The 25,052-nt window shown below is 44.4% G+C and carries 24 protein-coding genes and 1 riboswitch; of the genes, 17 read left to right on the top strand and 7 right to left on the bottom strand.

The genetic code is table 11. From position 1 onward, the window contains the following. The first annotated feature begins 146 nt into the window (after positions 1–146). Both glgB and glgA read left to right on the top strand, forming a co-directional pair. Entirely contained in the window at positions 147–2,153 is a 2,007-nt protein-coding gene (glgB, locus tag MKY92_RS17540) for a 1,4-alpha-glucan branching protein GlgB (RefSeq protein WP_339297107.1), read from the top strand. Continuing rightward, positions 2,150–3,592, top strand: coding sequence for a glycogen synthase GlgA (gene glgA / locus MKY92_RS17535; RefSeq protein ID WP_339297106.1), 1,443 nt, complete (start codon positions 2,150–2,152; stop codon positions 3,590–3,592). The genes glgB and glgA overlap by 4 nt, the downstream gene beginning before the upstream one ends. Positions 3,593–3,737: 145 nt before the next feature. On the opposite strand, the gene MKY92_RS17530 is transcribed toward glgA, so the two are convergent. Together MKY92_RS17530 and MKY92_RS17525 are read right to left on the bottom strand one after the other, a co-directional pair. Further along, positions 3,738–5,504: an alpha-glycosidase gene (locus MKY92_RS17530; protein WP_339297105.1), complete on the bottom strand. Its 1,767-nt coding sequence runs from the start codon at positions 5,502–5,504 to the stop codon at positions 3,738–3,740. Between the two features lie 421 nt (positions 5,505–5,925). Next, positions 5,926–7,101, bottom strand: a complete 1,176-nt coding sequence (locus MKY92_RS17525) for a M20 family metallopeptidase (RefSeq protein ID WP_339297104.1) — start codon at positions 7,099–7,101, stop codon at positions 5,926–5,928. 183 nt (positions 7,102–7,284) lie between these two features. Here MKY92_RS17525 and MKY92_RS17520 point away from each other — a divergent pair, with 183 nt between their 5' ends. The 3 genes from MKY92_RS17520 (at position 7,285) to MKY92_RS17510 (ending at position 10,547) form a co-directional block, all read left to right on the top strand. Continuing rightward, positions 7,285–8,748, top strand: a complete 1,464-nt coding sequence (locus MKY92_RS17520) for an ABC transporter substrate-binding protein/permease (protein ID WP_339297103.1) — start codon at positions 7,285–7,287, stop codon at positions 8,746–8,748. Next, on the top strand, positions 8,735–9,457 hold the full coding sequence (locus MKY92_RS17515; protein WP_017688094.1) for an amino acid ABC transporter ATP-binding protein: 723 nt from the start codon (positions 8,735–8,737) through the stop codon (positions 9,455–9,457). Before MKY92_RS17520 ends, MKY92_RS17515 begins: the two co-directional genes overlap by 14 nt. A 219-nt stretch (positions 9,458–9,676) precedes the next feature. Next, positions 9,677–9,873: riboswitch (cyclic di-AMP (ydaO/yuaA leader) on the top strand. 2 nt (positions 9,874–9,875) lie between these two features. Next, a complete protein-coding gene (locus tag MKY92_RS17510; protein ID WP_307411469.1) occupies positions 9,876–10,547 on the top strand; it encodes a 3D domain-containing protein in 672 nt (223 codons plus the stop codon). A gap of 104 nt (positions 10,548–10,651) precedes the next feature. Here MKY92_RS17510 and MKY92_RS17505 read toward each other — a convergent pair whose 3' ends face one another. Continuing rightward, on the bottom strand, positions 10,652–11,443 hold the full coding sequence (locus MKY92_RS17505) for a polysaccharide deacetylase family protein (RefSeq protein WP_339297102.1): 792 nt from the start codon (positions 11,441–11,443) through the stop codon (positions 10,652–10,654). Positions 11,444–11,596: 153 nt separating this feature from the next. Here MKY92_RS17505 and MKY92_RS17500 point away from each other — a divergent pair, with 153 nt between their 5' ends. The 5 genes from MKY92_RS17500 (at position 11,597) to MKY92_RS17480 (ending at position 14,499) form a co-directional block, all read left to right on the top strand. Then, a complete protein-coding gene (locus MKY92_RS17500; RefSeq protein WP_339297101.1) occupies positions 11,597–11,938 on the top strand; it encodes a hypothetical protein in 342 nt (113 codons plus the stop codon). A 111-nt stretch (positions 11,939–12,049) separates the two neighbouring features. Beyond that, on the top strand, positions 12,050–12,721 hold the full coding sequence (locus MKY92_RS17495; RefSeq protein WP_339297100.1) for a PspA/IM30 family protein: 672 nt from the start codon (positions 12,050–12,052) through the stop codon (positions 12,719–12,721). Between the two features lie 96 nt (positions 12,722–12,817). Beyond that, entirely contained in the window at positions 12,818–13,219 is a 402-nt protein-coding gene (locus MKY92_RS17490; RefSeq protein ID WP_339297099.1) for a DUF350 domain-containing protein, read from the top strand. A gap of 23 nt (positions 13,220–13,242) precedes the next feature. Continuing rightward, positions 13,243–13,749 carry a DUF4178 domain-containing protein gene (locus tag MKY92_RS17485; protein WP_339297098.1) on the top strand — a complete coding sequence of 169 codons (507 nt, stop codon included), beginning with the start codon at positions 13,243–13,245 and terminating at the stop codon, positions 13,747–13,749. Positions 13,750–13,761: 12 nt separating this feature from the next. Continuing rightward, complete coding sequence (locus MKY92_RS17480; protein ID WP_221821608.1) at positions 13,762–14,499, top strand: DUF4247 domain-containing protein; 738 nt, start codon at positions 13,762–13,764, stop codon at positions 14,497–14,499. 111 nt (positions 14,500–14,610) lie between these two features. Here the strand turns inward: MKY92_RS17480 and MKY92_RS17475 are convergent, their stop codons facing one another. Then, positions 14,611–14,901 carry an HNH endonuclease gene (locus tag MKY92_RS17475; RefSeq protein WP_221821607.1) on the bottom strand — a complete coding sequence of 97 codons (291 nt, stop codon included), beginning with the start codon at positions 14,899–14,901 and terminating at the stop codon, positions 14,611–14,613. Between the two features lie 200 nt (positions 14,902–15,101). Here MKY92_RS17475 and glp point away from each other — a divergent pair, with 200 nt between their 5' ends. Together glp and mobB are read left to right on the top strand one after the other, a co-directional pair. Further along, positions 15,102–16,391: a gephyrin-like molybdotransferase Glp gene (gene glp / locus MKY92_RS17470; protein WP_339301831.1), complete on the top strand. Its 1,290-nt coding sequence runs from the start codon at positions 15,102–15,104 to the stop codon at positions 16,389–16,391. Positions 16,392–16,406: 15 nt separating this feature from the next. Then, complete coding sequence (mobB, locus tag MKY92_RS17465) at positions 16,407–16,958, top strand: molybdopterin-guanine dinucleotide biosynthesis protein B (RefSeq protein ID WP_339297097.1); 552 nt, start codon at positions 16,407–16,409, stop codon at positions 16,956–16,958. A gap of 220 nt (positions 16,959–17,178) precedes the next feature. On the opposite strand, the gene xerS is transcribed toward mobB, so the two are convergent. Further along, complete coding sequence (xerS, locus tag MKY92_RS17460) at positions 17,179–18,285, bottom strand: tyrosine recombinase XerS (RefSeq protein WP_339297096.1); 1,107 nt, start codon at positions 18,283–18,285, stop codon at positions 17,179–17,181. 179 nt (positions 18,286–18,464) lie between these two features. Between xerS and MKY92_RS17455 the strand changes: the two genes are divergently transcribed. The 3 genes from MKY92_RS17455 to MKY92_RS17445 all read left to right on the top strand — a co-directional run bounded on the left by MKY92_RS17455 (position 18,465) and on the right by MKY92_RS17445 (position 20,863). Further along, a complete protein-coding gene (locus tag MKY92_RS17455) occupies positions 18,465–18,953 on the top strand; it encodes a GNAT family N-acetyltransferase (RefSeq protein WP_339297095.1) in 489 nt (162 codons plus the stop codon). A 115-nt stretch (positions 18,954–19,068) separates the two neighbouring features. Continuing rightward, the gene (locus MKY92_RS17450) at positions 19,069–19,842 is read left to right on the top strand and encodes a glucose 1-dehydrogenase (RefSeq protein ID WP_237174886.1); all 774 of its coding nucleotides are present in this window, start codon (positions 19,069–19,071) and stop codon (positions 19,840–19,842) included. 127 nt (positions 19,843–19,969) lie between these two features. Continuing rightward, complete coding sequence (locus tag MKY92_RS17445) at positions 19,970–20,863, top strand: aldo/keto reductase (RefSeq protein ID WP_339297094.1); 894 nt, start codon at positions 19,970–19,972, stop codon at positions 20,861–20,863. 465 nt (positions 20,864–21,328) lie between these two features. Here the strand turns inward: MKY92_RS17445 and MKY92_RS17440 are convergent, their stop codons facing one another. Next, positions 21,329–21,973 (bottom strand): LysE family transporter, encoded by a 645-nt coding sequence (locus tag MKY92_RS17440; RefSeq protein ID WP_339297093.1) that lies wholly within the window; start codon positions 21,971–21,973, stop codon positions 21,329–21,331. A 156-nt stretch (positions 21,974–22,129) separates the two neighbouring features. Next, positions 22,130–22,879 carry a YqcI/YcgG family protein gene (locus tag MKY92_RS17435; protein WP_339297092.1) on the bottom strand — a complete coding sequence of 250 codons (750 nt, stop codon included), beginning with the start codon at positions 22,877–22,879 and terminating at the stop codon, positions 22,130–22,132. Positions 22,880–23,018: 139 nt separating this feature from the next. Here MKY92_RS17435 and MKY92_RS17430 point away from each other — a divergent pair, with 139 nt between their 5' ends. Both MKY92_RS17430 and MKY92_RS17425 read left to right on the top strand, forming a co-directional pair. After that, positions 23,019–23,882: a manganese catalase family protein gene (locus tag MKY92_RS17430; RefSeq protein WP_339301829.1), complete on the top strand. Its 864-nt coding sequence runs from the start codon at positions 23,019–23,021 to the stop codon at positions 23,880–23,882. A 204-nt stretch (positions 23,883–24,086) separates the two neighbouring features. After that, positions 24,087–24,941: a manganese catalase family protein gene (locus MKY92_RS17425; protein ID WP_339297091.1), complete on the top strand. Its 855-nt coding sequence runs from the start codon at positions 24,087–24,089 to the stop codon at positions 24,939–24,941. Positions 24,942–25,052: the final 111 nt, after the last annotated feature.

Here is a 25,052-nt window from a genome sequence, read left to right as displayed (position 1 = left end):
CAAAGTAGAGCAGATGAAACGATTGTTACTGTAAAAATTCAGAAAAAAGACAACATTTTCTAAGACACCGCATTTTTCTTTTCAACTTGGCTAGAATGGGGTAATGGTTACTGTTATATCTATTTTCTTGAAAAGAAGGTGATCTCTTGGCCATTCAACCGTTGGCACACCCGGACATATTGCCGGAGCATATTTATTTATTTCATGAAGGTAACCTTCATCACAGTTATCGAATTTTGGGCGCACAGCCTGAGATCTGCGATGGCCGTCAGGGGTATCGCTTTACCGTGTGGGCACCAAATGCCGCAGAAGTAGGATTGGCTCTGGACCGTAATGGATGGAAAGGTGAAAAGGAACCTTTATATAAGATACCCGAATCAGGATTTTGGAGTCGTTTTTTTCCGGAAATTAGTGAAGGAACTTTATACAAGTTCCGTATATTAACGGAAGACGGAACAGAATTGCTCAAAGCCGATCCTTATGCGTTTCATGCGGAGGTTCGACCTCAGACAGCCTCTGTCACCAGTTCAATCGAAGGGTACAAATGGAATGATGGAGCCTGGAGACGCAAACAACGTGGGCTGTATAACAAACCCCTACATATTTATGAAATGCATATGGGAACCTGGAAGCGTAAAGAAGATGGAAGCCTCTACAGTTATCGAGAGATGGCTGATTTGCTTGTTCCTTACTTATTGGAAATGAAATATACACATGTTGAGATGATGCCTCTTAGTGAGCATCCTTATGATCTTTCGTGGGGATACCAAAACACTGGATTTTACGCGCCAACAAGCCGTTACGGGCAGCCCAAAGATCTGATGTATTTGGTGGACACACTACATCAGGCTGGAATTGGAGTTCTGCTGGATTGGGTACCAGCGCATTTTGCCAAAGATGCTCATGGGTTGCGTATGTTTGATGGTACGCCTTTGTATGAGTATGCAGACCCGATGTTAGCAGAGAAGCCAGGCTGGGGTACTCTTAGCTTTGACTACTCGAAACCTGAGATTCGTTCATTTCTGATCTCCAATGCATTATATTGGATGGAGATGTATCATTTTGACGGACTCCGTGTTGATGCGGTTACGAGTATGCTTCGGCTTGATTTTGAGAAGCAGCCAGGCCAATATCGTACCAATGATGAAGGTGGTCTTGAGAACAAGGAAGCTGTAGCTTTTTTGCAGCAGCTGAATGAGACGGTGTTCAAGTATTTCCCTTATGCATTGATGATGGCTGAAGAATCCAGTGCATGGCCAATGGTGACTTTACCTGTAGATGAAGGTGGTCTGGGCTTCAACTACAAATGGAACATGGGCTGGATGAACGATACGCTTGATTACATGGAATCTGATTTTCACGAGCGTCCTTCCAAACATCATTTGCTGACTTTCCCGGTCGTATACTCCTTTGCTGAAAATTATGTGCTACCTCTGTCACATGACGAGGTTGTTCATGGCAAAAAGTCGCTCCTCGACAAGATGCCAGGAACCTATGAGCAGAAATTTGCCGGCATGCGTGCTTTTCTGGGCTATTTTATGACTTTCCCAGGGAAAAAGCTGTTGTTTATGGGTGGAGACTTTGGCCAGTTCATCGAATGGAAAGATGAGGATCAACTGGACTGGTTCTTGCTGGATTATGACAGTCACCGCAATTTGCATAAGTTTGAGCGTGAGCTGTCTAACCTGTACTTGAGTGAAAAAGCTTTGTGGGAGCTTGATCATTCCTTGGACGGTTATGAATGGATCACTCCGGATGATCAGGACCAGAGTGTCATTTCATACGTACGCAAAGGAAAAAAACCTGCGGATACACTCCTTGTGCTCATTAACTTTCAGCCGGTCAAGCGGGAGCGTTACCGGATTGGTGTCATGCGTCCCGGTATGTATACCGAAGTACTGAACAGTGACCATTCCGTTTACGGCGGTTCAGGCATTACTAATGATATGCAACTGCCTACCGAAAAGATTCCATTTCATGGGCATCCGCATAGTCTCGAATTGGTATTGCCTCCGCTTAGCATCGTGATTCTAAAAAAGAACACGCGTCGGAAAACGGATGAATCACCTGCGAGTATAACTTCCGTCAGTTCAAAAACAAAGAATAAAAATGAAAGCAATACGCTTAAACCGAAGAGGAGGACAAAGGCATGAATATTCTATTTGCTGCTGCTGAAGTACATCCATTTATCAAAACAGGAGGCCTTGCTGACGTAATCGGTGCTCTCCCGTTGGCATTGAAGAAGAGCGGGGCAGATGTGCGGGTGATTATGCCTAAATACAAGGGGATTCCCGATGAGTATAAAGACGTGTTACAGCCCGTAATTACAACGGATGTGCCTCTTGGCTGGCGGAGACCTTATTGTGGAATAGAAATGCTGGTTCATGATGGGATTCCAGTATATTTTGTGGATAATGAATATTATTTTGGGCGTGATGGAGTGTACGGTTATATGGATGATGGCGAGCGTTTCGCCTTCTTCAACCGTGCAGTTCTCGAAGTGTTGCCACAGATTGAGTTCAAGCCTGACGTGCTGCACAGTCATGACTGGCATGCAGGAATGATTCCTTTGGTGCTTGAAGCACACTACAGACACGATCCATTCTACAGTGATATTCGTACGGTATTCACCATACATAACTTGTTGTATCAAGGGGTATTCCCGCATCAGTTATTCAGTGATATCCTTGAGCTGGACGATCGATATTACACCGTGGATGGAGCCGAGTATTACGGTAATGTCAACTTCCTGAAGGCTGGAATTGTCTACGCTGACCATGTAACAACCGTTAGTCCAACTTATGCACAGGAAGTGAAAACATCTTATTACGGATACGGTCTGGACGGACTGCTTAGTTCACTTGGAGATCGATTCAGCGGGATTGTAAATGGCATTGATACCAAGAGCTACAATCCGGCTACAGATACCAAGATCCCGGTGAAATACAGAACAAGTCTGTCCAAGAAAACGGAAAACAAAATTGAGCTGCAAAAGGAACTTGGACTCCCTGTTCGACCTGATGTACCTCTTATGGTCATGGTCACAAGGCTTGTGGATTCCAAAGGACTTGATTTGGTCTGCCGTATCCTGGATGAATTGTTGTATTATGATGATATTCAATTCGCTGTACTTGGAACAGGGGAGCAGTCCTATGAACACTGGTTCCGTGAAGCCGCGAATCGTTATCCACTTAAAATGTCTGCACAGATCAAGTTCAACGACGGGTTATCCCGTCGGTTTTATGCAGGCAGTGATATCTTCCTGATGCCATCCAGATTCGAACCGTGTGGTATTAGTCAGTTACTGGCTCTGCGGTACGGTAGTGTGCCTCTCGTAAGGGAAACAGGCGGTCTGAACGACACTGTGCAGGCATACAATGAGTTTACTGGAGAAGGGAATGGTTTCTCATTCACAAGCTTTAATGCACATGACATGATGAATACCATTCGGCGTGCTGAGGAGATCTACAAAAAGCCAGAACACTGGAAGAAAATTGTGAAGAATGCAATGGGTGGAGAATACAGCTGGAACGTCTCTGCTGAAGAATATATGGACATTTATCGTCGGATCACACTTGACCCTGTAAACTAGTGCAATCCTGAAAAAGTCGCAGCATATCATGCTGTGGCTTTTTTCAATCCAATAAACAAAACACTTCCAAAGTTCAGAATGAAGTATCATCTGAGACGATGGAAGTGTTTTTCTTTTCTTTTATATGATTCTTCAGAATTAAACCTCAGCCGTGTTGGATGGTTGTCGGATCAAGCTGTCTATACAAAATGCGGTACCCATAGGGGTCAAGCTTAATATTCATCATTCCATCGGCTGGAAACACAGGCTCTTCAGTTAATGCATCTTTCCAGTCTTTTGTTTCCATAGGATGAGAAAGCGTTCGATCTTGAGGTGTATTGTTCATCCATACGGTAAAGTGAAGGTTGTCATCCACACGCTCGTACACGATACAGGGATCATTGTGATCAGCCTTGAGGAATCGGAAGCGTCCTTTGCGCAGGGCTTCATTACTTTTGCGTAAATCGATCATCAGACGATAGAAATCATACAATTCTCTGTCTTGCTTGGCCGGGTCCCATTCCATACATTTTCGACAATCCGGGTCAGCATCACCACTAATTCCCACCTCATCGCCGTAGAAAATACAAGGTGTGCCGATATAGGTGAAAAGAAATACAACCGACAATTTTAAACGGCGTTTGTCTTTTCCTAACCTTGTAAGCAATCGTGGGGTATCGTGGCTGCACAGCATATTAAAGATCACTTCATTGGTTTGTTGCGGATAGCGCATAATCAGTGAACCCATCTCGTTGGCAAAGTTATATCCATCCATTGAACCGCAGAAGAACTGAAGCACTTTGTCGGCAAATGGATAATTCATGACGGAATCGAATTGATCCCCCATGAGCCATGTCAGGGAGTCGCTCCAGACTTCACCAACAATATAGGCTTCCGGATTCGCTGCCTTAACAACCTTGCGAAAATCACGCCAGAAATGGTTGTCCACCTCATTTGCTACATCCAGACGCCACCCATCCAGCTTAATTTCCTTGATCCAGTACTCAGCTACATCGAGTAGATATGCCTTAACCTCAGGGTTGGCTGTATTGAACTTGGGCATGTTGCCATAGAACCCAAATGTATCGTAGGTTGGTATACCATCCTTGATCTGAACCGGATATTCATTGATGTGGAACCAGTCGGCATACTTAGAGTTTTTTCCATTCTGAAGAACGTCTTGAAAAGGAGGGAAGTCTTCGCTGCAATGGTTAAACACCGCGTCAAGCATGACACGTATACCCAGGCGATGACATTCTTCTGTCAATTGTTTAAGCAGGGCATTATCACCGAAATGGGGGTCGACTTTTTTATAATCAATCGTGTCGTATTTGTGGTAGGAATTGGCCTGGAATAACGGGGTAAAGTAAATGGCGTTCACGCCAAGTTCAGTTAAGTCATACAGATGATCCAGCACACCTTGCAGATCTCCACCAAAATAATTGTCCAACTCAGGTTTGCCACCCCAGTCATGGGTTTCTTTTGGATTCAGCTTGGGATCTCCATTAGCAAACCGTTCCGTCATGATCTGATAAAAGACGGCTTCCTTGGCCCACTCGGGCACCTTAAACACATCAATTTCATGTATATACGAGAACTCATAATACCCTCCAGTTGGATAGGGGGTCTCATAATGAATTCCATTATCCGCTAGAAAAACATCTTCTGAACCGGCAGTTATCCGAAATATATAGGTGAGACGTTTGAATTGTGGCTTAACGGCAGCCTCCCAATAATCAAACATGTTATCCGAAGCAGCCTTCTCCAATTGGATTTCCTTGTACGTTCCATTCCAATCGTACTTATCTCCGGTCAGTGCAGTCACGTATTGCACATCATTACGTTTGGTTCGTACGCGCAGATGTATGGTAGACGAATTATAGGCATAAGCCCACTTGTCACGAGGAACATGATACATGGCTTCGAGCAACATGACAGCACCTCCTGAATATAGGATAAGTTATAGAGGTTGTTCAAAAGCCCGCTTTTGATCACAAGTGATGCCTATCGGCATCATTGGCATCGAATATGGAATTCAGCCGAAATGTCCGTTGCTCACGTAGTTTTGCCTACGCTCCGCTACTCCATTTCTAGCTTCATCCCATCTTCTCGGTACTGAAAACCGGTCTTTTGAACACACACTTATAGTTATAATTAACCAAGTTAGCCAGCAAATGAATCACATTTACTGTAATAAAATGTGTTATTTTCAGCGTTTTCAAAGGTTTCTTTCACAGCATTTCCAGCTTCGGGCTGAATATACTTACAGATAATTTAGAAAAAGGGTGCCCTGAACAACTTGAGATTCAAGATTGTTCAGGGCACCCCTATATAACATGTTGATAGTGAAAATTTTAGCGAATAGCTTGCTCAAACTCCGTGCGGATGGTTTGAAGCAGCTCTGGCTGGCTCAGTACGTCATAGGCTGTTGTAGCAAGTGCCTTTGCTCCCAGAATCATGCCATCCAGCGCGCGTTCCTGAAGTGCAAGGTCACGGAAGGCTATGGAGTGCAGGGTATGAACCTCATCCACAACACGAATGTAGGGATGGATTGCAGGACATTTCAGGGAAACATTACCGATGTCCATAGAGCCGTGATCATTACCACTCACTATCTCTTCTTGCGGGATACCAAGTTCCATCAGATTTTGACTAAACGCTGCTGAGAATGCTTCATTGGTAACCATCTCGTCATAGGACGTTTCATAGTTGGATGTCACCAGCTTGCATCCTGTCTGGAGAGCAGAACCTTCAGCGATCTGAATCACACGTTCTGTGAGGATATTCAGTTCTTTGCGAGTTGCTGCCCGTACATAAAATTGCGCAGAAGCATAGTCAGGAATGATATTAGCTGCCTGACCTCCGTTGTTGATCACACCATGAATCCGAACGGTGCTTTTCACTTGTTGCCTGAATGCATTGATTCCGTTGAACGTTTGAATGACGGCATCAAGAGCATTAATACCTTCGTGTGGACTTGCAGCAGCATGTGAAGATCGGCCATGGAATTCAAATTGTACTGCATCAATAGCCAGCGAGCTGCCTGACTTTTCGTAGGCATAATATGGATGCGCCATGAGAGCGACATCACAGTCATCGAACAAACCTGCTTCTGCCATCGGAACTTTGGCACCACGTGTCTCTTCAGCGGGTGTACCAAACACTTTAATTGTTCCGCCTACTTCATCCAGAACGGATCTCAGCCCTACAGCAGCCCCAAGACTCATCATACAGATCAGATGGTGACCACAAGCATGACCGATCTCAGGCAAGGCGTCATATTCACACAATAATGCAATGGTAGGGCCGGGTTTGGCGGCTGAATAGGTTCCGATAAAGGCTGTCTCCAGTCCAAGGATTGGAGCCTCTACAGTGAACCCGTGATAGACCAGTTCTTCTTTCAAACGGGCAGAAGCGAGATACTCTTCATTTCCCAGTTCAGGGTTGGCACCGATATATGATGAAATGGCTTTAAAACGGGAAGCATATTGATCAATAACCGTCAGGATCTGTGATTTGTTAGATGTCATTAGTAAGCTCCTTATGCAAAAATGAAAATAATTCATTGATTATATCATGTTTGCTTTATTTTTTCAGAAACAAGTCAAGATTTGTATTGTCAAAATGCATTGCATAATCATGCATTGTACTTTATAATGACTCAGTCATCAACATGAGAAGCATACAAAGTATTGTAAGGGGAGAGAAAAAGGTTGAAATTAATAAGTCGTTACACCATAATGCTGTTGACCTTTGTTATTCTGCTGACGACTGCCGTTCCTGTGGCATTTGCAAGTGGGACTTCAGACAATTCAAGCAGTAAAAAGCTGGTGCTCGGTACAAGTGCCGATTTTGCACCCTATGAATTCCATAAAGTGATTAATGGCAAAGATGAAATCGTCGGTTTTGATATTGAGATCGCCAAAGAGATTGCCAAAGATCTTGGCGCTGAGCTTGTGATTGAGGATATGGGCTTCGACGGTCTTCTGCCTTCATTGCAGAGCGGGCGTGTTGATCTGGTAATTTCAGGTATGACCCCGACAGATGAGCGGAAGAAAAGTATCGATTTTTCCGACACCTATTATAAATCAAAACAAGTGATTATGGCTCGCAATGTGGATAAAGACAAATATCCAACCATGGCAGAACTTGAAAATGCGAAAATTGGCGTTCAGAAAGGCTCCATTCAGGAAACGATCGGACAGAGTATTCCAGGAGCGAAGCTTACTGCGCTTGATAAAATCTCGGATATCGTGCTTCAACTGCAAACAAAACGCATTGACGCGGCAATCGTTGAAGATACCGTTGCTGCAGGTTATCTGGACGATATCATTGGACTTGCTGCTGCTGTTCCGGACGAAGAGCAAGCAGAAGCGGCAATCGGGATTCGCAAAGGTAATACCGAGCTGCTAGCTGCAGTAAATGGAACACTGGAGCGATTGAAAAGTGAAGATAAAATCAATCAGATGGTGACGGACGCCAGCCTCTTGATGGCGGATAAAGCGAACAAATCGCAAAATATTTTCCAAGTATTCTGGGAATATAAAAGTTTCTATGCTACAGGTGTAGGATACACACTTCTGTTGTCTGCACTTGGGGTTATCTTCGGGGTAATTATTGGATTGATCATCTGTTTGTTCCGTTTGCATGACGCTGCAATCTTGCGCTGGATCGGTACTGCTTACGTTGAAGTGATCCGTGGCACACCGATGCTGGTACAATTGATGATTATTTACTATGGTTTTTCCCTGAGCTTTGGCATTAACTTCACTGCACTTCAGGCAGGTATCATTACACTTTCAATCAATAGTGGTGCCTATCTGGCGGAGATTTTCCGTGCGGGTATTCAAGGTGTAGATCGTGGTCAGTTGGAGGCAGCTCGTTCCCTAGGTATGGGAAGAGGCGATGCGATGCGTTATATCATATTGCCACAGGCATTCAAAGCTGTATTACCGGCGATCGGTAATGAATTCATAACCATCATCAAGGAATCCTCCATTATCTCAGTTATCGGTATGGTGGACATTATGTATCAGGCAAGTGTGGTCAAAAACATTACGTATCAAGGCTTGAGTCCATTTTTGATTGCAGCAGCCATCTACTTTGTATTAACGTTTATTTTGTCCAAGCTGCTTGGACGACTGGAAAGGAAGTTGAGTGCAAGTGATAGACGTTAGACAATTACACAAATCTTATGGAAATAACGATGTGCTTAAGGGCATTAATGTGACGATTGGCAAAGGTGAGGTTGTCGTGGTCATCGGCCCTTCCGGTTCAGGTAAAAGTACTTTTTTGCGTTGTCTGAACCTCTTGGAACAACCTACATCAGGTGAAATCGATTTTGAAGGTGTGTCAATTACGGACCCCAAGCACAACATTAATGCAACTCGGGAAAAAATGGGTATGGTGTTCCAGCATTTCAACCTGTTCCCACACAAAACGGTACAGCAAAACATCACGATTGCTCCGATTAAAGTGAAGAAACAATCCACGCAGGAAGCGGAGAAAATTGCTGCTGATCTGCTTAACACTGTGGGCTTGTATGATAAAAAAGATACATTCCCGAATCAGCTGTCTGGTGGACAGAAGCAGCGGATCGCCATTGCAAGAGCATTGGCCATGCAGCCGCATGTCATGCTGTTTGACGAGCCTACTTCGGCATTGGACCCCGAGATGGTCGGTGAAGTGTTGGATGTCATGAAACGTCTTGCAGAAGGCGGGATGACCATGGTCATCGTGACACATGAGATGGGTTTTGCACGTGAAGTGGGAGACCGGATCCTGTTCATGGATGGCGGGGTTATTGTAGAAGAGGGAACACCAGATGAGGTATTTGGAGCACCGAAAAATTCACGTACACGTGATTTTCTTGCGAAAGTACTCTAAACGAAGTGATCAAATAGCGTTACTGACTTCGAGTCGGTAACGCTATTTTTTTATGGATAATAATCACGTATGGATTCGGAAAAGTAACTATTCTGTTACCAGATGTAAAGGAATCGGGTCGTCCAACAATTCTAGAGTATGCAGTATTCTTACACATGCTTACATGCTAAAAACTATTTGGTAAGAATTACTACAAGTTCAGGTTACAAAATTGTGATATATTGAACTCTGCCGAAACTTCCGGACAGGGAGTGTGGGGGATGTAACGATGCAGATTGTGCAGGGGGAAGATCTACAGCACACTGCTTGGGGTGAATTAGGGGTACATAACGTTTCAAATGTAATGAAGAACCTATAGGGTGGGCTCCTCATCCGAATCCGACAACTAACTTCGCAGGCACAATGAGGGAGGAAGACCATGATTAACAAGAAACGTATAGCCAAAACAGCAGTAGCATTAATGACAACAGCAATGCTTATTCAAGCCGTTCCGGCTCACGCCGATTCAGTTCATGTGGCCAAAGAAGGGGATACCTTCTACACCTTATCAAAACAATATGGAGTAGCAATGAACACATTGGTTAAAGCAAACAACGACATTTCACCTTACAATATTTATGGTGGTTTGAAAATTACGATTCCCGGTAAGGCAAACAATGTAGCTGCCGCGGCGACGGAGAGCAAGACCCAAGCCAAAACAGTTACCACAGCGAGCTTGGACGTTAATGCAGATAACAAAGTGGTTCAGGCCTGGGGTAAAACATTCGATTACAGCAAAGCTGTGAACGTAAAAGCAACGGCATACTCTGCAGATCCGTCTGAAAATGGAGGCTGGGGTGCAGTCGATTATTTCGGAAATGACCTTGAACTGGGTACGATTGCAGTTGATCCAAGTGTAATTCCACTCGGAACCAAAGTACTGGTAACGGGTCACAGCCATCCAGGATTGCCAAAACAGGCTTTTGTAGCCACCGCGCGTGATGTAGGCGGTGCAATCAAGGGTCACCGGATTGATATCTTTATCCCGGGTAGCAAACAGTCCGTAAGCACATTTGGATTTCAGGATATCGAGCTGTACATTCTGAAGTAGAAAATTAATTACATCTAACGAATTCAAACAGGGTGTCTGCCAGTCGCAAACTTGCGATTGAACAGCACCCTTTTAATATTCTCATTTATTACTTCATGGTCATCTTAATCTTTGGCCTTTGACAATCCCAGCATTTCGTCCAAGGTGACGAGTTCATATCCGCGCTTTTGCAATTCCTCAATGATTTCAGGCAAAGCCTCAATCGTGCCGTTCAGGTTTGATCCTACACCGCCTCCAGCATGTTGCAGAACAATGGAGCCTGGTTTTACGGCAGACAGGATGTTATCTTTCACCTGCTCCTTTGAAAGGCCTTTCCAGTCCAGGGAGTCTACGTTCCAGTTCACAATGCTATAGTGTTGTTTGGCAGCCCATCTCAGCTGTTCTTCATTAATGTCTCCATAAGGCGGTCGAATCATCTTGGGCGTATATCCCGCCAAACGTTGAATAATATCTCCGGTATGTAGAATTTGTTTACGAAAGGCATTCATCGACAGCTTACTGAATTCAGGATGATTGTAGCTGTGATTACCAACCATGTGCCCTTCCTTAACGATGCGTTTCACCAGATCCGGATGTTTCTCAGCACGACTACCCACGATGAAGAATGTAGCTCTGACATTGTATTTCTTCAATACATCCAGTACTTGTGGAGTAAACCGTGGGTCAGGTACATCATCAAAAGTCAGTGCAACCTTCTTGGTTGAAGGACCATTCGTTTTGAACGTATCGGCATATTTTTGACGTAACTGTCCCAATGTCAGTTGTTCTTCTTCCGCAGAATCCGAACCTGATACGGATTCACTTGGCGGGCTTGAAACATCCCGCGATGAAACTGGAGCATGATATCCTCCGAGAAAAATAACGATAACCATCAGCATAATGAGGCGTACGCGCATAATAACGGCCTCCTTTTCCAAAATGACGTTCTCTTTGGTATGCCCGGGCTATCTACAAGTTATGCGTAGTGTGAGAAGTTTCATTGCGGATTTAGCTTATGACAGCCATAATTCCTCCATATAAAACATATAGAAAAGGATAGGTGGATGGGTATGAGTACATATGATTTGAAATCCATACGTTTACAGGTGATTGAAGCAGGAGAAGATAAGGTTTTTCTCGTTACGGGAGGAAAGGCGCATATTGGCGCCGCAGCCACATTCTACGTGGATCATGAGCGCGTCAGCGGGACGACGGTACATATTCCGGGGCATAAGGAACAAGAGCTGTGTGAGCGGCTTGCCCGAAAGGCTGCCCTGAATCTGAAAGTAACCGTTACGGTGATCATGGGTATTCATTTTGATTCCATCACGCGGATGCAGATCGACGAAATCGTGCAGACTGCAGAGAGGTTGATGGAGGATCATCTGAACAAAGATAAGCGGTCTTCCTGACATAAGAGCCATCGAATGTTTTGATTTTATTTGCTAAAATTGAAACGAGTTGTAGATTGTTACGTATGTATGTTTATATACGATGTAATATCGACTAGGAGGAATAACATAATGTCCATTTTCAAACGTTTGCGTGATCTAACCATGTCTAACATCAACGCCATTATTGACAAAGCGGAAGATCCAATCAAGATGACGGACCAATATATCCGTGACATGCAAGAGGATCTGGAAGATGCGGAGAAAGCAGTAGCTCAACAGATCGCCATTGAGAAGAAATTCAAGCAGTTATTCGAAGAGCAGGAAGCTCTTGTGAAGAAACGTGAAGAGCAGGCGCATACGGCGGCACGTGCTCAGAATCTGGATTTGGCTCGGCGTGCCCTGGAAGAGAAAAAGGTTGCTGAAGAGAAGATGGTTGAGTACAAAACCAGCTATGACCAAAACAAGGCTTCTGCAGATAACCTGCGTGGCAAGCTCGACGAGATGCGTAAGCAACTGACTCAAATGAAGAACAAACGCGAAACATTGGTAGCCCGCTACAATGCAGCAAAAGCCCAAACGGAAATCAACAAAGCGTTGAATGGGTTTGGCTCCGATACTGCAAGTGCTGGTATGAAGCGTATGGAAGAGAAAATGATGCAGATGGAAGCACAGGCAGAAGCAAGCAACGAAATGTCTTCCAAAGGCAAGTCTTTGGATGAAGAGTTCGAGAAGTTGGGTAAAGATCAGGCTGTTGAAGATGAACTCGCAGCATTGATGAAACAGTACGATAATAAGAACTAATTACCTTGGTTGTCAGCAGGGTTAACCAGCGGAGGAGAAGAGCATTTCTCCTTCGCTTTTAAATGCGGTTCATGTTGATATGTGGGGGCTGTGTAAATGGATTTGAATATTTTGGCGATGCTGGTCTGGACAGTATCTGGTTCGGTTTTGCTGTTTGTTTTGATGTATATCGACTCACTGTTCACGAAATATAAGGATTTTGCTGAAGTTAAGGCTGGCAATATGGCCGTTACTACACGTATGGTTATGAAATTATTTGCACAAGGGTATGTACTCGCTACGTCCATTTCTACGGCTGGTCATCTTGGAGAAGCATTGTTGGTCTCCGTTGTATCCTTTATCATTTTGTTGATTCTGGAGAGTGTTGTACACTTTATGATTCGCAAATGGGCCAATCTGGATCTGGATACAGGAATTCAGCAAGGGAAGACAGGATACGGGTTGTTCTCTGGCGCTTTACATATCGTGGGCGCACTGATTATTGCAGCTTGTTTATAAGATAAGGAACAGGAGTAATTCTCATGAGTGTATGGAAACGAATTAAAGGAATACTAACAAAACCTGAACCACCGCAGGCAGAGAAAACGATGCTTCAGCTTGCACCTGGTGATATCTGTGAGGTTTCTCTGGTCACTTATGAAGTCGTTGGTCGGGTACAAAATCGTGCTCGAAATGCAGTTGTGCTCACGCTGCAGGATGGTACCGCATTTCGATATTTGCATATCGAAGAACGTGAACTCACACGTTACGCTCTATATACACCAATTGATGGCAGGCTTGATACACCTGATGAGGTGCCCACATTGCTGGATCTGGATGGACGCGCATATCATCTGGAGGAAGAGTATGGAGGCATGGTATCAACGGCAGGTAGAACTCCATATGGCCAGGCTGGAGAACAATTGGTATGGCAGTATCAGTCGGATGATAATATGCTTCTTCGGGTGGAGTGGCAAGACAGAAGATTTACACTGTATGAGGGTGAGTCCATTCTTCCTGCGGATATCAAAGTGATTCGTTCGAGCTAGGAGAGGTTCCCAATGAAAAAACGCTTGGCACATGGATTAAAATTAATGCTGGTCCTCAGCCTTGTGATGTCTCTGTTGTCCGCGTGCGGAGCACCTTCTGTTCAGGACACATACCCGCTTGAATCGGTTAACGGCAGTGGTAACTCAACGTCCTATGTGTACCGGGCTTCTGACCGTACCGTTCCGGAAGTGGCCCAGGAATTGTCTGACCAAAGGCAACCGGATCAGATCTCGGCAGAGAACACAGAGCGTATGTTCCTCGTGTATCAGGACGAGTATTATCACCTGCAACAAGACCCGAACAAGCCGGAGGATACCTTGGTTGAGGTGGACTCCAAGGAATATGTTCGGCAGAACTACGATTCATCTTTTTTACAAGGTTATCTGACCGCTACGTTAATCGGTAATCTGTTCGATTCTTTTGGCGGGCGAGGTTATGGCAACTATCGAGGATATACCAATAAAGATACGTATAAACCGAGTGCAGGATCTTATCGTGCACCAACAAGTAATGACAAGAAGCTTGCTCCACCTATTACTGTTGATCGGAAAGGTACGATTACAAGGCGCGGAAGCGATAAAGATTCAAGCGTGGGATCTGGCGGAGGATTATTCAACCGCAACAGGGATCAGAGCAAGGGGACCATTGATCGTAACAAGAGCAGTGGTGGGTTGTTTGATTCACCTAAAAAATCCTACAAAAAACCAAAAACCAGAGTGGGCGGCGGCCGAATTAAGAGGCGAAGATAATAAACATCTAATCATAAGGATGGCTGCCAATCGCATAGTTCATTTAAGAACAGTGAAAAGGGAAGGCGAATCACCTCGCCGGCATATGACCTTGGAGCTGTTCTTTTTGGTTTACGATTGGCGAACATGATTGGATTTGCGTACACGGGGAATCGTTGAAGCAGGCTGTTTACGAATCCAGCGGATAAATGGAATCATTCGTTCATCCTGTCTCAAGGATTGCAGGTTCGTGAGACCAAGGGTTACAATGTCGCGATTGGTGTAAAGCGAATGAATCTGTTTGTGACAGGGGATGCACAGGTTGGCTGTTGGCAGTAATGTTCCGCCCATTTCTTTGGGTGTCAGATGATGAACGGTTGTGTTCACAGGTTCTCTTCCGCATAATTCACATCGATTACTCATGATTATCGCCTCCCTTTGTCACTTATATTATGAGCAGACAAGATGCCTTTCATGTTGAATATTGGTCAAGGATGTTACACCTGTAAGAAATAAGATATTGTCACAGGATTCAATAAGTGATGTACTTGTTATCTTACAGCATTCGGGCTACACTTTTTAAAAAGATGATATGTCTCTAGGAGGTAAGAATACTTTTGAAAATGAACTCACATTCACATGATATGACAACTGCCAAATTCAATCGTACAGCTGTACAGGTACCGGATGCCCAAGCCAAAATAGCTGCAAGAGTTACTGTAGGCTCCATAGAGAAAGTTCACCTTGAATCTGCTCATGGCCGCACACTTGCAGAGACAATTCAGGCTCCTCATCCGTATCCATTCTTCCGGAGATCGGGTATGGATGGATTCGCGATTATAAGTACAGATACCATAGATGCATCGAGTGATCATCAAGTTTGGTTTCGAGTAATTGATGAAATTCCTTGCGGCTACACCTCGAATCACACCATTGTTTCAGGTACAACTGCTCGCATCATGACGGGTGCACAGGTCCCGGAAGGTGCGGATGCGGTAGTCATGATGGAGATGACCGAGAGCAAGGTAGAGGACGGAGAACAGTGGATTGCATTGAAACGGCAAATATTGTCAGGTGCTAACATCACCCCAATCGGACTGGAAGTCCAAGCGGGACAGCAACTGCTCGAAGCAGGAACGATCATCAGGGCAGGGGAGCAGTCCGTGTTAGCTACTTTTGGCATAGCAGAAGTTCCCGTATTTCAACGTCCAAAGGTGGCGATATTCGCAACGGGCACGGAATTGCTTGATGTAGATGAACCATTACAACCAGGTCGGATTCGGAATAGCAACAGTTACATGCTGCGCTCTCTGGTTGTTGAGGCAGGTGGAGAGCCTGTGATGTATGGTTCTATTGCAGACGATGTGAACACGGCAAGGACCAAACTGGAAGAAGCCATTCTAGATAATGATATCGTGGTGACCACAGGCGGTGTATCCGTCGGGGATTATGATATTATGGGCGAACTTGTGCTGGAAGAACATGTGGAGATGTTGTTTAACAAAGTGACGATGCGACCAGGCAGTGTGACCACAGCTGCTGTATATAAAGATAAATTGCTTTTTGCACTTTCGGGTAATCCGGGGGCTTGTTTTGTGGGTTTTGGTCTCTTTGTTCGTCCAACTATTCGGTCCATGCAGGCAGATGCTCATCCTTATCTGGAAGAATGGACTGCCATCTTGGAAGATGGGTACACCAAAGTAAACAATTTCACACGATTTGTACGTGGGCGTACTGAGATTCGCAATGGGATGGTATACGCGATACCAGCCGCAGCCCGTGTAGATGAATCCAGTGTGATGATTACCATTAAGGATAGTGATTGTCTGATAGTTATCCCACCTGAGAAAAAAGGTATTCCTGCGGGTGAGCAGGTACGTATTATCAAACTGCCCTCAGGTCATGTGAGGTAGTGGTAGATGACTACTATGAGTGATACAAAACCACATATCATACAGATTGTTGGATACAAAAACACGGGCAAGACAACCCTGACAGCCGCGCTGATCGGGCACTTTTCTTCTATGGGACTTAAGGTAGCGGCGATTAAGCATGATGGACATGACCATTTCGAGATGGATCAAGAAGGAACGGATTCGTATCGATTTGGAGAGGCTGGGGCCTCGGCGGTGGTTGTTATGTCAGAGAAACGTACTGCGATTACGGAGCGACAGTCAACCAAGCTGGAGGATATGTTAAGTCATCTGTCCGGTTATGATTGGATTGTTGTTGAAGGATTCAAGGATGCTTCTTATCCCAAAGTCGTGATGGTTCGAGAAGAGAAAGATTTGATTTTGGTTGATCAGCTTGAAGGGGTAGTGGGTATGATCTCATGGCTACCTTCAGAGCAGTTTATAGAGCGGAGCACCGTAAGCAGAGATATAACATGGTACTCGGTTCATGAAACGGAGGATATAGCCAAAGCGTTGTTAGCGATGGTTGAGAGCGAGTATAGGCAGAATGGTGAAGTCGAATCGTAGAAATGTTAAGACACGGGGACATAATGGTCTCTATACATGATTGAATGTACAGTGAGCGTGAATGATCGTCTTTGAGTAAACGTAATTTTTATTATGTAAACTATAATCATTTCTGCTTATGCTCTTATCTTTGAATGATTCAAACAACAATAAAAGCAGCAGGCTTTTCTCGGATCGAAATCCTTGATACGGCTTGCTGCTTTTATTGTTGTTTGGGATGTTACATCCCGTCGTCAGTACGGCGTTCGATGGCTTCAGACATCGTTTTGTCGGTAAGGTGAGCATAGATCTCGGTCGTTTCCGTAGAAGCGTGTCCAAGCTGCTCTTTCGTTTTGTAAATATCATTTTGCAGATAATAGTCCGTTGCGAATGAATGGCGTAATTTGTGCACGGTCAAGTATGGTTTGCCAAAGCGCTTGGCGTATTTCATAATCATGGCCTGGATCGCTCTTTTGGTCATTCGACTTCCTTCTGAATCTCCGTTTCGCATGGCAATGAACAGACCTTTTTCCCGCTTGGGCGTACGGTAACGTGATTGCCGCAGGTTCATATAAGTCGCCAGTTCGTCCTTGGCCTGTTCCCTGAAATAAACGGGTGTTTTGTACGTCTCATCATTATTACCTTTGCGATAAACATACAGGAGTTTGTTGTTCAGATCGAGGTCATCGACGTTCAGGTTCACAACTTCCGACACCCGTAAACCTGAATTGAGAATCAGGCTGGCAATGCAGGCGTCCCGTTCTTTGTTGAGCTCATGGGAATAGAGTGCCTGCTTGTTCTTCTCCATATCAACAGCGTAACCTTCAAGGATATAACCGATAAATTCCAGCAGTTCCTCTTCCTCCAGGATTTTACCTTTGAGTTTGGCAGCGGTGTCCTTGGGTTTATGGGTACGTTTGATCTCGATTTTGGCCATAATGTTTCGCTTCAGCAACGGATAAAAGTCTTCATCTTCCGCAATCTGGCTCAGATAATGAAAAAGGGAGCGAAGGGAAGAGAGTTTGCGAGAGACGGTAACTCTCGAATTGGTTCCTTCCCGTTTGGTTGTGAGAAATAACCGATAGGCGGTAACCGAATCCATGCGAAGTACTTCCAGTTCAGTCAACGTAACTTCTTTATTAGAGCTTGCCTCGGAGAGCCCTTCTGCTCGCAACCATCCGAAGAAAGCTTCGTAATCTCTCAGATATTCGAGCAGGGTAGAGGGGGACAGGTCAGGCAGTTTATAGTCCATGAATTGCTGAACGAACCAAGGCATGGAAGGTAGTTTGTCATCCAGCTTGCGTCGATCAATCTCTTTTTGCACGTTGGTCAAGTTCGACACCTCCATGTGAAAAACATGATAAAATTAATATTCAATTTAATAGTATTCTATGTTCTAGTGTACCATAATTTACATGCTCACAGCTTGTTCACCAAAACAGGCAGTAAGCAGGGTATGCTTCCTTGCCCTTCGGCACGTAAACCTTTAAAGTAATCAATATAGTTAGAGCAGAGGAGGTGAACCGGATGAATATGAAAATAGAACTGGTTCCCCGGGAACGCAGTCAGGTGATTCGGCATTTAATGCAATTTTATCTATATGATTTTACCAAATATCTGAATATTGACGTTGACAGTAACGGCATTTTTCCGGAGTATCCCGGTCTGGAGGCATTCTGGACAGAGGAGGACCGCAAGTTTCCTTTTTTGATTACAAGTGATGGGGTACCTGCAGGGTTTGCTCTGGTGGAGAAATTGGAGCCTGGAAGCAAGGATAATGACTACTATTTGACTGAGTTTTTTGTGATGCAAAAATATCGGCGCAGTGGAGTGGGCACTCGGGCAGCATATGAATTGTTTAAACGTTTTCCTGGCAGATGGAAAGTAACCCAGGTTCGGAACAATGTCATTGCCCAGGCGTTCTGGCGAAAAATTATAGGGGAATATACGGGAGGACGCTTTCGGGAGAAGTTCCATCCGGAGCTGGGCAATCCAAGCCAGTATTTTGTAACCTGATTCACGTCAGGGTTTCAATTACATATAAGCATTGATGGAAGGTTATTCTGTCATCGTAGTGTCAGTGTAAATAATCTTTAGTTCAACTTATAAATCTGATGAAGGAGTGAGCAACATGAACGTACCTACATTCCATCTTGATGGACAGACAGCACTGGTGACAGGTGCAGGGAGAGGGATCGGAAAAGCAATTGCGATTGGACTTGCCCAATCAGGCAGTGACGTTGTACTTGTATCCCGAACGATGAAAGAAATTGAGGAGACAGCCGCCTACATCTATGAACAGACAGGGCGTAAAGCGCTCGCTCTGACTGCGGATGTGACATCAAGAGAACAAATGGAAGAGACGTTTCAAGAGGCGATCTCGGAGATGGGCAGCCTGGATATTCTGGTGAATAACGCAGGTATGAACATACGGACGCCAGCACTTGAAGTAACGGACGAGCAGTGGGAGACCATCATGCAGACAAACTTAAAATCGGCTTTCTTCGCTTCGCAATTGGCAGGTCAGCATATGAAAGAACGTGGGACTGGGAAGATCATTAACATCTCTTCGGTAGGTGGGCATACGGCTTTACGGACAGGGGTAGTATATGGCGCGACCAAAGCTGCGTTAATTCATATGACCAAAGTGCTCGCACTGGAATGGGGCAAGTATGGAATCCGTGTCAATTCAGTAGGGCCATGGTATTTCCGAACACCTTTGACTGAAAAGCTGCTGGATGATCCCCAGTATTTGCAGGAAATTGTAAGCCGCACACCGCTACAGCGAGTGGGAGAACTGGAAGAAGTGGTAGGGCCGGTTGTGTTCCTGGCATCAGATGCAGCTGGATACATTACGGGTCAGACGTTGTTGGTTGACGGTGGTATGTCCATTTATGGCTTCTAAATAAATTAAGTTGGTTGCAGTCTAGAAAAGTGGGTGGCATAACCAACTCATGGGTAATAAAACATAGGGAAAGTTAATCATTTCTATTTATCTGTACCCAATTCACTGAACTTGGAGGAAGATAACCATGGAAACGCGCAAGTATGGAAATACTGGCATGAACGTAAGTACACTTGGATTTGGCGGAGCGGAAATAGGCAAAAATGTATCCAAAACGGATGTAGCGACATTGCTGAATAGTGCCCTCGATGCAGGATTAAACGTAATTGACACGGCTGAATGTTACGGGGACAGCGAGGAATTAATCGGTGAGGTGCTGTCACATCGGCGTGATGACTACTATTTGTTCACCAAATGTGGACATGCTGCCGGGATCGAAGGTCCGGATTGGGATGCCAAAGTACTGGAGCAAACGATTGACCGTAGCCTGAAACGGTTGAAAACGGACTATGTGGATGTTATCCATTTGCATAGCTGCTCTGAAGAAGTACTCCGACAAGGAGCAGTAATCGAAGTACTGCAACGTGCCAAGGAAGCAGGGAAAACCAGATTTATCGGATACAGTGGGGATACTACAGATGCGCTATATGCGATTCAGACCGGAGCATTTGACAGCCTTGAGACTTCATTAAATATCGCAGATCAGGAAGCGATTGAACTGACTTTGCCTGAGGCGAGAAAGCGAAACATGGGTGTAATCGCCAAAAGACCTATTGCCAATGCGGCCTGGACGTATGAAACACTTTCGGAAGAGGCTTATCCCTTCATTTACTGGAAACGCTTAAGTGAACTTAACTATGGTTTCCTCGGTGAAGATGCTCAGGCAGCGGTGGAAACAGCACTGCGGTTTACGCTAAGTACAGAAGGTGTAGACACCGCTATTGTAGGAACAGCCAAGCCCAATCGCTGGCAGCAAAATGCTGATCTTGTGGCTAAAGGGCCACTTCCGCAGGAACTGTATGATGAGATTAGAGCACGGTGGAAAGAAATTGCCGGAGCAGACTGGACTGGCCGGACCTGATTCTTTGCAATTGCCAAATGGATTTTAATTTTGCGAAGCTGCCTATAGGCAGCTTTCCTTTTGCCATCAACCTTATATTTTCAACATATGAAAAATTCACAACAGCTAAATAATCTAACTATTTCGTGAAATGTCCAAATCATCTTAAGCATACTACTTTAATTTTGAGACAACGATAACTGTGTTGGCACTAAATACTAATTCGCCACTAGTATAATATTTCAACATATGAAAAATTCACAATAGAAAAGAACGCACACCGCTGTTACTACCTACCTTTTAGATACGATTCAGCACGCCCCGCGACTAAATGAACTGCCGTCCTTCACTGTGAAAGTCAAATGATTTCTGATTAACAAAAAAAATTAATGTTCCAGTAAAGTACCTGCAGCAGCGTATGAAAAAGGAATCAAAAGAAAAGGTTGCCCCTTTTTTAGAAGGAACAACCTTAATTTCTCGAAATAACTACTGAAATAGAAGCCACAGAGCCAATATAAATTTATATAAAAAGTAGAACGAGAAACCCAGCAAAAGCACTCCAGCCATGGCAGAGACTGCTTGTATCATTTTTTTGCTCATTACTTTTCGTGTCACAGATACAATGGAGAGCAGACCCAGATCATGAATAAGAATTCCACATAGTACGCCAAATCCTGCAATGATAAAACTCAGCTTACCGGTAGATTGGTATGAATCGGACAATACAACACCAAAAACAGATATCCAAAAAATAAGATTACCAGGGGAAACCGCTACCAATAAGCCATTGCGGTATGTCCTCCAAAACGATTTTTTGATTTTTCCTTTTGTATTATCTGATGTTGCCATATCCAGATCTGAGTTCCGGATCGAATCGTATCCTAGAAAGGCAAGAAATCCCGCTCCCGCAAGCCATAGTGGAATTTGTACATAAGGAAGAGATAAGACGGAAGCAAACCCGAAGTACATGGCCAGGATCAAACCAGCATCAATTGTCATGCCTCCAAGACCCACGGCCCAGCCATGGATAAACCCATTTCTCAATCCCTGCTTGGTCATCTCTACAGTAATTGCTCCCACTGGCATGGCAATAGCGAGACCAATCAGGATGAACTTAATATAGATTTCCATTGTCATTTCCTTTCCGTCTGTAATGAATTCTTATTTCGATAGGGCTTGTCCAGCTGTTTATGTAGTTGTAGCGAGTATGGAGCACAGGGCTCTCCTCCTATAAATGGGTGGTATAGAGTTTATTCGGAGGAGAGTATTTTTAGAATCGATTTTAAGCTATTCCTTTACGTTGTCCTGCTGAAGGGATCGAAGAAACGGGCATTTGGAAGGAGCGGTATCGTCATCTCGCAAAAAATATTGTTTATACTCCAGGTTGCCTTGTGATCCGTATTGCTTTAATTCAGGATGTGCCGGTATGGTATCGTAGGCAGCCAAGCGTGCGCGAATTCTCGGAGCAATCGCTGCAGCTTTCAGAGGTTGTGCGTTCCATATATCGAGCACCCAGCGGGGTGTTAGAGCTAACATGAAATAAGGAAAGTTGCGACTTTGTCGTGACATATGGGCTGGCGTCCCGCAATAGACAAAATACCGTTCGTCATTGTAACAAAACTCCCACATGGGATGCTCTGGGTCTTCTGGAATATCTTTTGGCCAAGGCTTGTTATCCAAGTGTCTAATCTGGCTTAATAAATCCCAGAAGGCTGTTTCATAGGCCAATACATCCCGAACTTCTTTTTCCTTATCAAAAAATAAAATCAATGAAGAATATTCTCCGAATGAACGAGAGCATTCTCCATATTCCTTGAGTATGTCTGATACATTACGTTCTGCAGACTCGTCTCCGAAATTAGAAACAAAGCCGTATCGGAGGTGACCCAGGGCAAAAGCCTGTGTAGCCGGAATACAGGGAAATCGAGCCTCCCGGTCACTCATTTTCGAAGAGAATAAACGGTAAGCATCTCTTTTCCAGGTCTCGAGAGGAATCTCCTCATTCTCAATCTCAGAAGATGAAAACAACAACGACATGAATAGTCCTCCTTTTACCTATAGGATATAACCCAAGGGGAAAATGGTGACAGTCCAACTTATTTTTGTTAAGGAGACATGCAAGTGATCGATGTAATATACATACATATCACTTATCTAAAACGGATGAGGTGATATGTTGTTTTTTAATATCAAGGAATTGCAGTATCATGCCAAGCCGGATCGACCCGACCCCGTGTTTGCAAGAAAACTACAAGAAGTACTGGGAGGACAATTTGGCGAGATTACGGTAGCCATGCAGTATTTATTTCAAGGCTGGAATGTCCGTGGTGATGGGAAATATAAGGACCTTCTTATGGATACAGGAACCGAAGAACTCGCTCATGTTGAGATGCTGGCTACGATGATCGCTCGCTTGCTGGACAATGCTCCATTAGCCACACTGGAAGAAGCCGCCAAAGACCCAGTTATTAATGCGATACTCGGTGGGAGCAATCCACAACACGCGATTGTAAGCGGACTTGGAGCAGCCCCAACCGATAGTAATGGATATCCCTGGAATGCAAAGTACACAATAGCAAGTGGTAATTTATTAGCTGATTTTAGACATAATCTAGCAGCAGAATCTCAAGGCAGACTTCAGGTTGCCAGGTTATATGAAATGACCAATGACCGCGGTGTGAAAGACATGTTATCGTGGTTGCTTGCTCGGGATACCATGCATCAGAATCAGTGGATTGCAGCGATAAGAGAACTTGAAGAAAAAGAAGGAATTGTTGTGCCCAGCACGTTCCCGAAAGAACTTGAGAAGAGAGATGTGGCGTATGTTCTCTTTAACTTCTCGCGTGGTGATGAGAGCGCAACCGGACGGTGGGCTCACGGTCCAAGTATGGATGGGCAAGGTACTTTCCAATATGTTCAGCATCCACAGCCTTTGGCACCTGCGCCTAAACTTCCGCCAGCTCCGCCGTATATTTTTGATACCCCACCTGAGGTTCTAAGAAAAGGAAGTTCAGCGGATATACCACCGTTTATGCCATAAGAAAATGTATTCAATATGGATAAAGGGAAACAGAATATATTCTGTTTCCCTTTTCATTAACAAAATGCGTGATTCTAGTTCATGCACTTCTATTTGTTTTTTAAGGTAGGAGCCAGTACCAGAGATTGTTAACTGCTGGTTTACATAAAATTAGGAAGGGAACAGAAACTAGAATAGTAAGTTAATTCAGAATGGAGGAAAACAATGTTTTTTTATCGTGAAGACCTGATCAATATGATCGTACCTGACAAGCCTGATCCCGCGGCAGCAAAAGTATTGCAAGAGACGCTTGGCGGCCAATTTGGTGAAATGCGGACGATGATGCAATTCTTCTTTCAAAGCAGTAATTTTCGGGGAGATGCCACGCAGTATAGAGACCTGATCCGTGGTGTATTTATTGAGGAATTAAGCCATATTGAACTGGTGCAACAAACCATTAATCAGTTATTAACGGGGGCCGGTGCAGATGGCGCGGGAAATGCAGGGGTCGACGGTGCTCCATTGGATGAAGCGATTAAACATGCCAACCCGCATCATTACATCATGGGGGCTCAGAGCTCATTGCCTGTTGATGCTGCAGGTAATCCATGGCTTGGGAATTATGTGTACGATCATGGGAATCTGGTAAGCAACTTACTTGATAATATTGTGTTGGAGTCTACGGGTGTGTTGCAAAAATCAAGAATATATGAAATGAGTACCAACAAAGCATTCCGTGAAACGCTGGGTTTTCTGATTGTTCGTGATAATGCGCATCAAAATGCATTTGCCAAAGCACTGGAGACTCTGGGTGTGAATTGGGGCAAAATATTCCCGATTCCCAACTATGATATTAATAAATATCCCGAATGCCGGAAATATGTAGATATGGGCTTCCACAATGCGCAGTTTAATTTCCGTTTAGACAATACACGCATCGCTGAGATTTTCAGTGGTCAAACACCAAGTCGTAATGGTGGGGAACTGCAGGTAATCGATCCCCCACAAGGATATCCACTTCCTTATATGCCTGAACTTCCAAATGAGCATAGCCCAGGGATACATGATCTCAATGCATAAAGAATGAACATCAAGTATGAACAAGCACTCTATAGTATAGGACGGGTATGAAACTCAAGGTAAGAACGAAAAGGGACACTTGTGGTCTCTTTTTTTGTAACACATAAAGGA

The organism is Paenibacillus sp. FSL R5-0623, assembly GCF_037974265.1.
GTDB lineage: Bacteria > Bacillota > Bacilli > Paenibacillales > Paenibacillaceae > Paenibacillus.
Note: the sequence above shows the minus strand (reverse complement) of the source record. Positions and strands in the feature narration are given on the sequence as shown.